This is a genomic window from Couchioplanes azureus (assembly GCF_014648355.1).
In the GTDB taxonomy this organism is placed as follows: Bacteria; Actinomycetota; Actinomycetes; order Mycobacteriales; family Micromonosporaceae; genus Actinoplanes; species Actinoplanes azureus.
In genome coordinates this window covers 178416-191746 of record NZ_BMQY01000011.1, presented here as the reverse complement: position 1 = coordinate 191746, position 13331 = coordinate 178416, and the positions used below count along the sequence as shown (strand labels likewise).

At 74.7% G+C, this 13331-nt stretch carries 9 protein-coding genes; 6 read left to right on the top strand and 3 right to left on the bottom strand.

The genetic code is table 11. The features are described from left to right. Positions 1 to 2: 2 nt before the first annotated feature. On the bottom strand, positions 3 to 1112 hold the full coding sequence (locus IEY99_RS29850; protein WP_229799367.1) for a glycerophosphodiester phosphodiesterase: 1110 nt from the start codon (positions 1110 to 1112) through the stop codon (positions 3 to 5). A gap of 215 nt (positions 1113 to 1327) precedes the next feature. Between IEY99_RS29850 and IEY99_RS29845 the strand changes: the two genes are divergently transcribed. Continuing rightward, complete coding sequence (locus tag IEY99_RS29845; protein WP_189207427.1) at positions 1328 to 1993, top strand: DUF6392 family protein; 666 nt, start codon at positions 1328 to 1330, stop codon at positions 1991 to 1993. 265 nt (positions 1994 to 2258) lie between these two features. Beyond that, on the top strand, positions 2259 to 3692 hold the full coding sequence (mptB, locus tag IEY99_RS29840; protein ID WP_189207426.1) for a polyprenol phosphomannose-dependent alpha 1,6 mannosyltransferase MptB: 1434 nt from the start codon (positions 2259 to 2261) through the stop codon (positions 3690 to 3692). A gap of 83 nt (positions 3693 to 3775) precedes the next feature. On the opposite strand, the gene IEY99_RS29835 is transcribed toward mptB, so the two are convergent. After that, a complete protein-coding gene (locus IEY99_RS29835; protein WP_189207425.1) occupies positions 3776 to 6763 on the bottom strand; it encodes a glycine--tRNA ligase in 2988 nt (995 codons plus the stop codon). Positions 6764 to 6887: 124 nt separating this feature from the next. Here IEY99_RS29835 and IEY99_RS29830 point away from each other — a divergent pair, with 124 nt between their 5' ends. The 3 genes from IEY99_RS29830 to IEY99_RS29820 all read left to right on the top strand — a co-directional run bounded on the left by IEY99_RS29830 (position 6888) and on the right by IEY99_RS29820 (position 11216). Next, positions 6888 to 7619 carry a hypothetical protein gene (locus tag IEY99_RS29830; protein WP_189207424.1) on the top strand — a complete coding sequence of 244 codons (732 nt, stop codon included), beginning with the start codon at positions 6888 to 6890 and terminating at the stop codon, positions 7617 to 7619. Positions 7620 to 7747: 128 nt separating this feature from the next. Further along, a complete protein-coding gene (locus IEY99_RS29825) occupies positions 7748 to 9841 on the top strand; it encodes a GGDEF domain-containing protein (RefSeq protein WP_189207423.1) in 2094 nt (697 codons plus the stop codon). Positions 9842 to 9845: 4 nt separating this feature from the next. Beyond that, positions 9846 to 11216, top strand: coding sequence for a pyridoxal phosphate-dependent decarboxylase family protein (locus tag IEY99_RS29820; RefSeq protein WP_189207422.1), 1371 nt, complete (start codon positions 9846 to 9848; stop codon positions 11214 to 11216). 112 nt (positions 11217 to 11328) lie between these two features. Here IEY99_RS29820 and IEY99_RS29815 read toward each other — a convergent pair whose 3' ends face one another. Then, positions 11329 to 12561, bottom strand: coding sequence for a cytochrome P450 family protein (locus tag IEY99_RS29815; RefSeq protein WP_189207421.1), 1233 nt, complete (start codon positions 12559 to 12561; stop codon positions 11329 to 11331). Between the two features lie 118 nt (positions 12562 to 12679). Between IEY99_RS29815 and IEY99_RS29810 the strand changes: the two genes are divergently transcribed. Then, entirely contained in the window at positions 12680 to 13291 is a 612-nt protein-coding gene (locus IEY99_RS29810) for a TetR/AcrR family transcriptional regulator (protein ID WP_189207420.1), read from the top strand. Positions 13292 to 13331 lie beyond the last annotated feature (40 nt).

The window sequence follows — 13331 nt, the reverse complement described above, 5'->3', positions numbered from 1 at the left end:
CGTCAGGCCGGGGCGAGGGCCAGGTCCCGGGCCAGGACGCCGATGTCCGGCTGGTCGGTGAAGAAACCGTCGATTCCCGTACGCAGGAACGTGACCTGCTCGTCGAGCGCCCGTCCGTACGCGGCCGGATCCGTGCCGGACCGCAGCTCCGCGGGCAGGAACTGGTTCTCCGCGCGGAACGTGTACGGCATGACCCGCAACCCCGCGGCGTGCGCGTCGGCGACCAGGCCGGTCGGCGTGCCGAGGGTGCCGTCGGCCTTGCGCGGGATGACCTGGCCCTTCTCCGGTCCGATGCCGTCGGTGTAGCGGGCGAGCTCGCGCAGCCCGGCCGGCGTCAGGTACTCGGCGTAGCTCTGCGGATCGCCGTACGGGCCGCCGGTCGCGCTGGTCAGGAAGATCAGCGGCACGCGGAGCCGGAAGTCGTCGTGCAGGCTCCGCAGGTTGGCCGCCTCGAAGGACTGCACGAGGACCGGGGCGTCGCGGCGGTTCAGCCCCCGCCGGCGCAACGCCTGGACCAGCGGCGTCTCCAGGTCCAGGCCCAGCCGCCGGAAGTAGGTGGGGTGCTTGGTCTCGGGATACACGCCGATCTCGCGGCCCAGCTCCCGGCAGAGCCGCTCGCGCAGCCGCAGCACCTCCTGGAACGTCGGCACCGGGAACAGCCCGTCGTACAGGGTGTTGTGCTGGCGTACCGCGGGGATCCGCTCGGTCGCGCGCAGCGTCTTCAGCTCGGCGAGAGTGAAGTCGTGCGTGAACCAGCCGGTGACCGGCACCCCGTCGATCTCGACCGTACGCCGGCGCGACGCGAACTCGGGCCGCGAGGCGACGTCGGTGGTGCCGCCGATCTCCGGCTCGTGCCGCGCCACCAGCACGTGGTCCTTCGTCGCGACGAGGTCCGGCTCGATGAAGTCGGCACCCATCCGGGCGGCCAGCTCGTACGACGCGAGGGTGTGCTCGGGCCGGTATCCGGACGCCCCCCGATGCCCGATGACCAGCGCCGGCCGGCGGGGTGGCCGGGGTGGCGCCGCCGCGGCCGGAGCCCCGGCGGCGGTCAGCACCGCGGGCGCCCCCGCGGCGAGCGCACCCAGACGCAGCACCTGTCGGCGATCTGCCACGACTTCCTCCCGACGTCGCCGCCCGGCGACGGTCGCCGGGCGTTCCGCGGAGCAGTCCAGCAGATCATGACGACGCACCGACGACATTGTTGTGACCAGCGGAGGAACACGACGCAAGCGCGTCGCAGCCCGGCGCGGGGCGGAGACGGCCGGTTACGGCCGGCGGGCCACGGGAATGACACAATGGTGCAGGTTCCACGTCGTGAGGTGCCATCATGGGATTTCTCGAGCGCCGCGCCCGGGCGGACGACCGGTACGGGTCCAAGCCCGGCCCCCGCTCGCTCGGCTCCAACGAGCCGCTCTACAGCCCGGCGCCGGCACACCGGTCGTCCGCGGACCGTGCGGACCCGCCCGCGCCGGTCTCCCCGGCGGCATCGGACCCCATGCCCGCACCGGCGCCGCCGTCCTCGCCCGAGAAGAGCCGCGGCGACCTGGCCCGGCTGCTGGGCCACAGCGTGCTCGAGGCCGGCGTGCAGGAGATCTGCCGGAAGTACGGCCTCATCCCCCACTCCGGCGCGTCGATGAGCTCGGCCCTGTCCCGCTCCTACCTCGCCCGGGAGTCCGGTGTGGAGCTCGCCGCCGACGCCCACGGCGTGGTGACCACCGTGTTCCTGCACTTCCACGGCGACGACGGGTTCCGCTCCTACCGCGGCGAGATCCCCGGTGGAGCGGGCACCGACCCGCGACGCACGGCCCTCTGGGAGCGGCTCGGCCGCCCGGTCGAGATGGGCGATCCCTACCACGACCGCTTCCTGGGCGACTACGGGCCGTGGGACCGGTGGACGCTGCCGGGCTTCCACCTGCACGCCCAGTTCGCCCCGGACGGCGAGACCCTGGCCCGCATCACCCTCACCCCGCCCGACCCTCCCCCGCACGACTGACCGCACGCGCCACGCCGCCCTGCCACCGGTCGCGTACCTCGCGTCGCCGGCCCCGCTCCGCCGATCCGCCGGGTGACCGGCGTCACCGCCGCCCGAGAACCGCCGCGGAGCGATGATCGTCTAGCCCGGTGTGAGACACAGTGCCGCTGTGCTGGACGTTCGTCCCGGCACCTCCCCCGGAACCCGCCCGTCTCGGCCGCCGGCTCCCCCGCGGCGATCACCGGTCCTCCCCACCGTCGTCACAGGCTGTATCGGCAGCGTCGTCATGGTCGCCGCCACCTCCGGCCGGTTCCTGCCCACGCCGGTGGCGGTGGCGGTGAGCCTGACCGGCATGGGCCTGGTCGTCGCCGCCTGGCTGCACCTGGGCCGGGCACACCGGCGCCTGCAGACCCGGGTCCTGCTCGCCGTCGCGGCGGCCTGGAGCCTCCCGCTCCTGGCAGCCACGCCCCTGTTCAGCGGCGACGTGTGGAGCTACCTCGCCCAGGGGGTCATCGCGGCGAGCGGGCAGGACCCGTACACCCTGGGCCCGTTGCCGGCGCTCGGGCCCGCCTCCCCGGTGACCCAGCACGTGAGCCCCTACTGGGTCGAGACGCCGGCGCCGTACGGCCCGGCCTGGATGGTCCTCTCCCGGACCGTCGCCCGGGCGACCGGCGAGCACCTGGTGGCGGGTGTCCTGCTGTACCGGCTGATCGCCCTGGCCGGCGTCGCGCTGATCGCCTGGGCGCTGCCGCGCCTCGCCCGCCGGGCCGGCGCCGAGCCGTCGTCCGCCCTGTGGCTGGGCCTGCTGAACCCGCTGGTGCTCTGGCACCTGGTGGCGGGCGCCCACAACGACGGCATCATGCTCGGCCTGATGCTGTGCGGCACGGAGCTCGCCCTGCACGGCGCGGACCGCGCCCGCACCGCCGCCACCCTGCGGATCGCCGCCGGACTGACGCTGGTCACGGTGGCCGCCACCATCAAGGTGGTGGGCTTCGCGGCGGTGTGCTGCCTGACCGCGGAACTGGCCCGCCGCCGCGGCAACCCCCTCGCCACGGCGCTGACCACGCTCGGCGCCGCCGCCACGCTCACCGCGGCGATCTCCCTCGGCTCCGGCCTCGGCTTCGGCTGGATCGGCGCGATCCGGTCGAGCACCGCCGTACACAGCTGGCTGGCACCGACCAACATGGCCGGATTCCTGGCAGGCGGCCTGGGCAGACTGACCGGATCGGAGATCACCGGCACCGCCATCACCATCTCGGTGACGATCGGCGCGGCCGTCTGCGCCGTCGTGGTCACCCGCCTGCTGTGGGCGATGTTCCAGGGCCGCGTCGGTCCGGTCCGCGGCCTCGGCCTGGTCTTCGCCACCATCGTCCTGTGCGGACCGGTCGTCCAGCCGTGGTACCTCCTGTGGGCGCTGCTCCCGCTCGCCGCAGCGGCCCGGAAACGCCGCGACCGGACGGTCGTCGCCGCGGCCGGCGCCCTGACCGCCGTGGCCCTGCCCCCGATCGGCCACGGCGCGGCCCTGCTCATCGGCGCCTACCTGGCCGCGGCCCTGCTGCTCGCCGCAACAGCCCTCCTGCTCCGCCACCGCGGCGCCGACCTCGCCCTTCCATCGCCGCGCGGATGCCGCCTCACCGGCGCCGTCGTCACAGCGTCATCCGCCTCGGGTCACCGCCCGTCACCGGTGCCGAGGCAGAGAACCGGAACACCGGCATGGTGAACCGGGCCAGCGGGGCGCCCGGCGCGCCGGCTGACCCGCGGGCAGAAGAGCCTGTTCGTCGCCGCGTGCTGGACCGCGCAGATCTACCTGCGGGTGCCGCTGATCCCGTCAGCGGGCGTCGAGGGACCCAGCCTCAGCTGCGGCCAGTCCAGCAGGCCGTCGCCCAGGTCCCGGACCGCGGCCAGGAGTCCCAGACGCGCCGCCCGCACGTCCGGGTCGTCGGCCATGACGAACACCTCGGCGAAGAAGCGTTCCACCGGCCCGGTGAGCGGTGCCGCCACCGCCGTGAAGCGACCGAGGTCCGGCGTGCCGTCCCACGCGTCGCGGACCGCGGTCACCGCCGCGTGCAGGGCCTGCTCGGCGGGCTCGGTGAGCCGGGCCGGGTCGAGCCCGGCCGGGGTACCGGCCGGGACGATGCGGCGGGATCGCTGGATCGCCTCCGCCAGCCTGCGGAAGTCCGGCTCCGCCACGAGCCGGCCGAGCTGGGCCAGCAGCCGGTCCGCGACCGACGGGCGGCCCGCGTGCGGCAGCACGGCGCGGACCCGGTCGACCGGGTGACCCTCCTCGGTGAGGACCTGCTCGAGGCGCCGGGCGAGGAACTCGCGGACGTCGGCGAGCACGGCCGGGGCGACGTCGACGGGTTGCCGCGCCGCCGCCCAGGCGAGCGCGTCGGTGAGGTCGATGGCGGACAGGTCCGGGTGGGCGCGGTGCACCGCGAGCACGCCGAGCACGGCGCGGCGGAGCGCGTACGGGTCGCTGCTGCCGGTGGGCAGGCCCACCGTGGCCGCGAGGCCCGCGATCAGGTCCAGGCGGTCGGCCAGCGACAGCAGGGCCCCGGGTACGGACGCGGGCAGGTCGTCGCCGGCGTGGCGGGGCAGCTCGGCCTCGTACAGCGCCTGTGCCACCTGCGGGGACTCGCCCGCGTGGGTGGCGTAGTCGCGGGCCAGCACTCCGGCGAGGCTGGTCATCTCGGTGACGAGCTGGGCGCCGAGGTCGAACTTGACCAGCTCGCCCGCCCGGTCGGCGACGGCGTCGTCCGCCTCGCTCACCCCGGCCGCCGAGGCGAGCACCCCGGTGAGCGCGTCGATGCGCGCCGCCCGGTCGGCCATCGAGCCGAGCTTGTCGGTGAACGTGAGGTGCCGTAGCCGCTCGCGCATCGCCGGGATTCCGGTGGCCCGGTCGGCGCGGTAGAAGAACGCCGCGTCCTCGTACCGGGCCCGCAGAACCGCCTCGTTGCCCGCCCGCACCAGGTCGGCGTCGACCGGGCCGTTGGCCACGGCGACGAACATGGGCAGCAGGGCGCCGTCGTCGTCGCGTACGGGAAGGTAGCGCTGGTGTCTGCGCATGACCGTGGTGAGCACGGCGCCGGGCAGCTCGAGGTGGCGTTCGGAGAACCGGCCGAGCAGCGGGGTGGGCTGTTCCACCAGGTAGGTGATCTGGTCGAGCAGGGCGCCCTCGGCGGCGACGTCCACCCGGCCCTCGCCGTACACGAGCTCCTGCGCGCCGGAGACGATCAGCTCGCGCCGGTCGTCGGGGTCGGCGACGATGCCGTGCACCGAGATGGTCTCCATGAAGGTCTCGGCCGACGCGATGCGCAGCCGGGGCGTCGCGGCCGTCCGCAGGATGCGGGTCTCGCGGCCCGCGCGCAGCGCACCGACCGCGACCGGCACGACGTCGTCGCCCCAGAGGGCGACCAGCCAGCGGATCGGCCGGGTGAAGGTCAGCCGCGGATCGTTCCAGCGCATGTTGCGCGCCGAGCGCAGTCCCGCGACGACCCTCGCGAGCACGCCGGCGAGGACGCCGGGCGCGGCGCCGCCGGGAACGTGCCGCCGCACGACCAGGTGGCCGTCGGCGGTCTCCAGCGCGTCCACGGGTACGCCCTGAGCGCGCGCGAAGCCCTCGCGCGCCTGCGCCGGTGCCGTGGTGCGCGGCCCCTTCACGGTGTGCGTGTGGTCGTCCTCGCGGGCCGCGACGGCGCCGACGACGGCGACGATCCGGCGCGGGGTGGCGTACACCCGCACGTCGCCGTGGCCGAGCCGGGTCGCGGCGAGCTGATCGGTGAGCTCGCGGCGCACCTGGTCGCGCGCGCTGCGGGCCTCGACGGGCGGCATCTCCTCGGTGCCGATCTCCAGCACCAGCATCCGGGCCCGGTCCGCCGCACCGGCGACGGCGACGGGCGCGGCCTCCTCGCTCGGCGGTGCGGCCACGCCCAGCGGGTGGCCGAGCTCCTCCCGGCGGTCCGTCCAGAGCCGGGCCACGTCGCCGGCGAGCCGCCGCATCCGGGCGAACTCCGCGGCCCGGTCCGCCGTGGACACCGCGCCGCGCGCGTCCAGCACGTTGAACGCCTGCGAGCATTTGAGCACGTACGTGTGGGCGGGCACCGGCAGGCCCGCGTCGACCATCCGCTGTGCCTCGCTCGCGTACAGCTCCAGCAGCTGACGCTGGCCCGCGACGTCCGCGTCGTCGAGGTAGTAGCGCGACATCTCGTACTCGGACTGGCCGAAGAGCTCGCCGTAGCTGACCCCGGGCGCGTACTCGATGTCCTGGACGTGGGTGACGCCCTGCAGGGCCATGAGGATGCGCTCGACGCCGTACGTGATCTCGACCGAGACGGGCGCCAGGTCGATCCCGCCGGCCTGCTGGAAGTAGGTGAACTGGGTGATCTCCAGCCCGTCGAGCCACACCTCCCAGCCCAGCCCCCAGGCGCCGAGCGCGGGCGACGCCCAGTTGTCCTCGACGAACCGCACGTCGTGGGCGGCGACGTCCACGCCGAGCGCGGTGAGGCTGCCGAGGTAGAGCTCCTGCGGGTTGCCGGGGTCCGGCTTGAGGACCACCTGGAGCTGGGTGTGGGTCTGCAGCCGGTTCGGGTTCTCGCCGTAGCGCGAGTCGTCGGGCCGCACGGACGGCTCGGGATAGACGACGCGCCACGGCTCCGGCCCCAGCACCCGCAGGAAGGTCGCCGGATTGAGCGTGCCCGCGCCCACCTCGGTGTTCATCGGCGGGACGACCAGACACCCCTGATCACGCCAGTACGCCGTGAGCCGGGCGAGCGCGCCCTGCATGGTGAGCATGGGGCCCGAGTCTAGTGCCGGGACCGCCCCGCCGATCCGGAGGCGGAACGGAGGCGGCCTTGAGAGCGGCTTGAGCGACCGGCCGATGGTTCCCCTCGTCAGCAGGAAGATCGGAAGGAACACCATGAAGATGTCCCGTCTCGTCGCCGTCCTCGGTGTGGCTGCCGCCGGTGCCACGCTGGTCGCTCCGCCGGCCGCGTCCGCCGCTACCGCCTCCGCGCCGGGCGCGCTGATGGGCATCGCCGCGACCCGGGGCGGTCTTCAGGGCGAGAAGACGACCGTGAGCTGGACCGCGCAGGCGGACGTGACCCAGTACCGGATCTCCGTCCTCGAGGGCACGAAGAAGACCGACTACGTCGTGCCCGCGACCGGCGCCGCCGGCACGCGGATGTTCAGCACCATCCCCACCGTCGACAAGTGCTCCTCGTTCGACATCTCGGTCGCCGCGGAGAACGCGCAGGGCGCCGGCAAGGCCCAGCGTTACTGGATCGGCTCGCTGATGCCCTCGATCGTCGTCAAGGCGAAGGCCACGCGCGGCGCCGACGGCACGAGCGCGACCTTCACGTACAGCCGGCCGCAGTGGCCGGGGTACGTGGGCACGCCGAAGACCGGCCCGGCGCGGCCCGACCCCTACCACTGGCCCGTCTCGGTGGGGATCAAGCCCACCCTCACCAAGATGGTCGGCAACCAGGTGGTCACGGCCACGCCGACGTACGGCGGCACCGCCATCAGCACCTCCCTCACCTACACCAACCTCGACCCCAAGCGCGCGTACGTGCTCAAGCTCAGCACCTCGAACACCTGGGGCACCTGCGCCCGCTCGGACGGCAAGATCCTGCTGAAGGCCGGCAGGTAACCGGGGCCGGGCCGCAACCCGGCGGCGGCAAGTTCTCAAGACGGCGGCGGGGCGGCCGATGGGCGGATATCGGCGGGTCACCACCGACCCGCGCCCGCCTCGCCGAACGGACTCGAGGGCGCCTGCCCATGACCGCTGCCCGCACCGCCAGGACGCCGACGCACCCGCCAGCACGGCAGGTGCGGGCGATCCGTGCCAGCGCGGTGCAGCAGGCGATGGGGCCGGCGCTGGCGGGGCTCTACCTGATCGGCACCCTGGGCGCACCACACCGGCCGGCGATGCTGGCGGTCGTCGGTGTCATGCTCGCCGTCACCGGCATCGGCTGGTCGGTCGCCGCCCGCCTGGCCGGCTCCCGGCTGCGGATCCCGGCCCAGCTCACCGGCGTGGCCGTCACCCTGGCCGGATCCGCCACGCTCACGCTGCTCGACGGCGGGGTGGCCAGGCCGCTCGGCGCCCTGGTGCCGTTCTCCCTGGTCCTGCTCGCGATCGTGCTGCCGCCCCGGATCTTCGCCGTCGTGGCGGCGGCGGGGGTGGCCGCGTACGCCGGCATCGCGCTGGTGGGCGACCCCGCACCGCCCGGCTATGCCGTCGTGCACGCCCTCGGGTTCGGCGCGGCGGCGTACCTGTGCCTGCGGCACTCGCGCGCGCTGGCCTCGCTCCGCCGCCGGCTCACCGACCTCTCCCGGGTGGATCCGCTGACCGGCTGCCTCAACCGGCGGGGTTTCGACGAGCGCCTGCATCAGGAGCTGGCCGAGAGCGCGCGCAGCGGCCACCCGCTCACCCTCGTGCTGGTCGACCTGGACCGGTTCAAGGAGATCAACGACCGCTACGGCCACCGCGTCGGCGACGAGCTGCTGACCTGGGCCGGCCGTACCCTGCGCGACGAGCTGGGTGACGGCGGCGCCGTCGGCCGCCTCGGCGGCGACGAGTTCGCCGTCCTGCTCGCCGGCACCGCGCCCGCCGAGGCCGCGCCCCTGGTGAACCGGCTGCGCGCGGCGCTCGCCGCGGCCGCCCCGGGCAGCCTGGGCCAGGCGAGCGCTCCCGCCGAGGCGGCCACCGCCGGAGAGCTCCGGGACCTGGCCGACCGGCTGCTGTACGACGACAAGGCCGCCCGGGACCGGAGCATCCCCGGCCCGGAGACCATCGCGGCCGCCTGCGGCCAGGTCGAGGAGCACACCCCGGCCACGGTGTCGCGCCGCGAGCGGCGGCGGCACTCCATCGCCGACGCCGGGTGGATCTCCGTGGCCAAGGGCCTGACCGGCCTCACGTACGCCGGCATCCTCGCCACCGCCCACCCCGACCGCGGCTGGATCGCCCTCGTCTCCGCGGCGGGCGGTCTGCTGGGTCTGGCCGTCCTGGCCGCCGCCGACTGGCTGAGCCGCTCGGCCCTGGCCCGTCCCACGATGCTGGCGGCGACGGCGGCCCTGTTCGGGTTCTCCGCGGTCGTCACCGTCGCCGACGGCGGCGTCACGGCGCCGACCGGCGTCGCCCTGCTGGTCGCCATGCCGCTGCTCGCCCTCGGCACCCGGCTCCGGGCGGTCCTGCCCGCGCTCGCCGCCGCCGCCCTGCTGTACCTCGGCATGGCCGCCGTCGTCGGGGCGCCCGACGGCTGGTACGTGGCGATCCACCTGGCCCAGGCCATCACGCTGTCCCTGATCTGCGCCCTGCAGGGGCGCACCGCCGCCCGTCAGCGCGCGCTGGTCACCCGGCTGTCGCGGGTCGACTCGCTCACCGGCTGCCTCAACCGCCGCGGCTTCGCCGAACGCTTCGCCACAGACCTCGGCAACGCCCGCCGCACCGACCGCCCGGCCACCCTGCTCGTCCTCGATCTCGACGGTTTCAAGCAGCTCAACGACACCCGGGGCCACGCCGCGGGCGACGAGCTGCTGACCTGGGTCGCCGCCACCATCGCCGCCACCCTCCGCCCGCACGACGCGGTCGGCCGCCTCGGCGGCGACGAGTTCGTCGCCTTCGTCGGCGACTGCGGCGAGGCCGACGCCGCCGCCGTCGCCGAACGGCTGCGGCACGCCCTGGGCGAACGCACCTCCGTCAGCATCGGCGCCGCCACCCTGGACCGGGACGGCGACGACTTCGACAGCCTGTACGCCCACGCCGACGCGGCCCTCTACAGCGAGAAGGCGCGACGCGCGGCTCCCGGGCGGGGTCCGGTCCAGGACCCCGGAATTGGCCATGATCGGATGCCGGCCGGCCGCCTAGCGTGAGGGCATGCATCCTCGACTCGCCGGCGACCTCGCGGCCTTCCCCGCCCTGTTGGAGTCCGTCCGCCGGCTGGCCGTCGACGTGCTCGACGCTCTGGACGACCGCCCCGCGGGCCGGTCCCCGGCCCCGCGTCCGGCCCTGCCGCTGCCGGCGGACGGCGCCGGGCTGGCCGGGGCCCTCGCGACCTTCACCGACCGGTGGGCACCCGGGTTCTCCGGCAGCGCCGGACCCCGGTACCTGGGGTTCGTCACCGGCGGCGCCACCCCGGCCGGCCTGGCCGGCGACTGGCTGACCGGCGTCTTCGACCAGAACGCGGGGCCCGGGATCGGCTCGTCCGCCGGCGACCTGGAGCGCGAGACGCTCGGCTGGCTGCGGGAGCTCTTCGGCCTGCCACCCGGGTACGGCGGCACCTTCGTCAGCGGCGCCACCATGTCCAACATGGTCGGTCTGGCCATCGGCCGGGAGTGGCTGGGCGAACGGCTCGGCGTGGACGTCTCCCAGCAGGGTGCCGCGGCACTCGGCGAGACGGCGGTGTTCTCCGGCGCGCCGCACTCCAGCATCTACAAGGCTCTGTCCATGCTGGGCCTCGGCCGCGGCGCGCTGCGGCAGCTGCCGCTGCTGCCGGACCGGGAGGCGGTCGACGTGCCGGCGCTGCGCGCCGCGCTGGCGGACCGCGCCGGGCGCCCGGCGATCGTGGTGGCCAACGCCGGCACGGTCGACACCGTCGACTACGACGACCTGCGGGCGATCGCCGAGCTCCGCCGGGAGTACCCGTTCTGGCTGCACGTCGACGCGGCCTTCGGCGCCTTCGCCGCACTGAGCCCCGCGCACGCGCCGCTGCTCGACGGCCTGGCCGAGGCCGACTCGATCTGCGTCGACCTGCACAAGTGGCTCAACGTCCCGTACGACTCGGCGGTGCAGTTCACCCGCCGTACGGACCTGCAGCTGAAGGTCTTCAGCAACGCCGCCGCGTACCTCGGCCCGCTGACCGAGCGACCGGACTTCCTGCACCACACGCCGGAGAACTCGCGCCGGCTCCGCGCGCTGGCCGCCTGGTTCTCGCTCGCGGCGTACGGCCGCGACGGGCACCGCGACATCGTCACCCGCAACATCGCCTCGGCCCAGCGGGTCGGGGCACGCCTCGCGGAGCTCCCCGGGGTGCGGCTGCTGGCCCCGGTCCGCCTGAACGTCGTCTGCCTGGCCCTCCCGGGCGACCAGGCCGAGGCGGCCCGGGCCGTCGCGGAATCGGGCGAGGCGTTCGTCACCCCCACGGTCTACGCCGGCACACCGGCGCTGCGGCTCGCCTTCTGCAACTGGCGCACCAGCGAGGCCGACGAGGACCGCATCGTCGCCGCGGTCCGCCGCGCGCTCCCGTGACCCCCCAGGCGCGGTGAGCTCCCGGCCATTCGGTCCCGCAGGCGGACATCGGGGACCGCGGAGCGCGCCCGCTCCCGTCGCACCCGGCGGGGAGCGGGCGGCTCCGGGTCTCTCAGCCGGCGTCGGTCGCTGGCGTGTCGAAGGTGACCGGGAGCCGCTGGAGGCCGCGGAGCACGCTGGGGCGCCACGGCAGCTCGGCCGGGTCGGTCGCCGCGGTCAGGCCGGGCAGCCGCCGGAGCAGCGCACCGATGCCTTCGACCGCCTCGACCCTGGCCAGGGCCGCGCCGAGGCAGAAGTGCGAACCGTGGCCGAACGCGACGTGGGGATTGTCGGCGCGGTCGAAGCGGACCTCGTCGGGGCGCTCGAAGCGTTCCGGGTCGCGGTTGGCGGCGCCGGTGGACAGGATGACGATCTGATCGGCCGGGATGGTGATGCCGGCGATCTCCACATCGGTCGTCGTGTACCGTGCCACGCCGGTCATCACGGGTCCGTCGTAGCGCAGGAACTCCTCGACCGCGGCGGGAAGCAACGCCGGATCGGCGCGCAGTGCGGCCAGTTGTTCCGGCCGCTGCAGCAGCAGCCACATGGCGGTACCGATCAGGTTGACCGTGGTCTCGTGGCCGGCGACCAGTAGCAGCAGTGCCATCGAGTTGAGTTCCTGGTCGGTGAGCCGCTGCTCCTCGGTGGCGGCCACGAGCTCGCTGATCAGGTCGTCGCCGCGATCCGCCCGTTTGTCCGCCACCAGGTCGGCGAGATAGTCACGCAGCCGGTCGCGGGCGGCCTCGGCGCGCGCCATCTCGGCCGCGTCCACCGGGGGGCGCAGCAGGTCGGAGCTCTGGCGGCTGAAGTAGGCGCGGTCGGCGAAGGGTACGCCGAGCAGTTCGCAGATCACCGCCACCGGCAGCGGGAAGGCGAACTCCGCGACGAGGTCGGCATGGCCGCGCGGGACGATCGCGTCGAGCAGGCCCGCGGCGATCTCGCGTACCCGCGGCCGCAGGGCCTCGACCCGCCGGGCGGTGAAGGCGCGTGACACCAGCCGGCGCAGCCTGGTGTGGTCGGGTGCGTCGGTGGTCAGCATGGAAGGCAACGCGTTCCCGGCGCTGAGGCGTACCGAGCGTTCCGGCTGCGAGGTGAGCCGGCGCGGGTCGCTGGAGAGCCGCGGGTCCCCGGCAGCGGCAAGGACGTCGCCGTGGCGGGTGACCATGTAGGCCTCGGTGCCGTCTCGCAGCCGGATCCGCTGCACCGGACCTTCGGTCCGCAGGCGGTTCAGCCAGGGGTACGGGTCGCAGCGCCGCTCCAGGTCGGCGGGAACGGGGTGCACGGGCAGCAGGGCGTGGTCGTCCATCGGGACTCCTTGCACGCGTCGTGGACGGGCATCTCTGTAACGAGCGTTCCAGACAGATCGAAGCGCGTCTACGTGTCTGCGGATGGTGACAACCGCGCACGCGGCCTATGGTCATTGCATGCAGGACACGGCGGCCGGCGAGCGTGCGACACCGTCGCGCGAGGCGATCCTGGCAGCGGCGACCAGGCTCATGTCCCGGCACGGGTACGCCGCCACGTCCATCTCCCGCATCTCGGTCGCCTGCGGACTGCCGGCCAGCTCCATCTACTGGCACTTCGGCAGCAAGGAGGGGATCTATCTCGCCGTGTTGCGGCAGGCCCGGCAGGCCCTGCTCGCCGGCCTTCCGCCCGCCACCGTCTCCGGCACCGGCGAGTCCCAGCGGCTCAGCCGGTTCCTGGAGTCGGTGGACGAGCTGTTCCAACGGCACCCGCACGACCTTCGCCTGCTCGTCGGCATCAGCATGCTCGAAGAGAGCGCCTGCACAGCGGCACGAGAGGAGCTCTCGCAGTATCGGCTGGCGCTGCGCCGGTGGCTGGCGGACTCGCTCGGATCCGTCTTCACCGTCCCGGGGACGTCGCCGATGGCCGAGGAGCTCGCCGGCTTCCTGCTCAGCATGGCCGGCGGCGCCTCGATCGCCCGGTGGTTCCAGGATCCGGACGCCTCGCTGCCGACGACCGGCCTGCACGTCGCGCTCACCGCCCTGGCCCGACACCACCGGGCCCCGAACTGACGTTGCCCGGCGTCTCGCCCCCGGCCGGGTACGGCCGCGC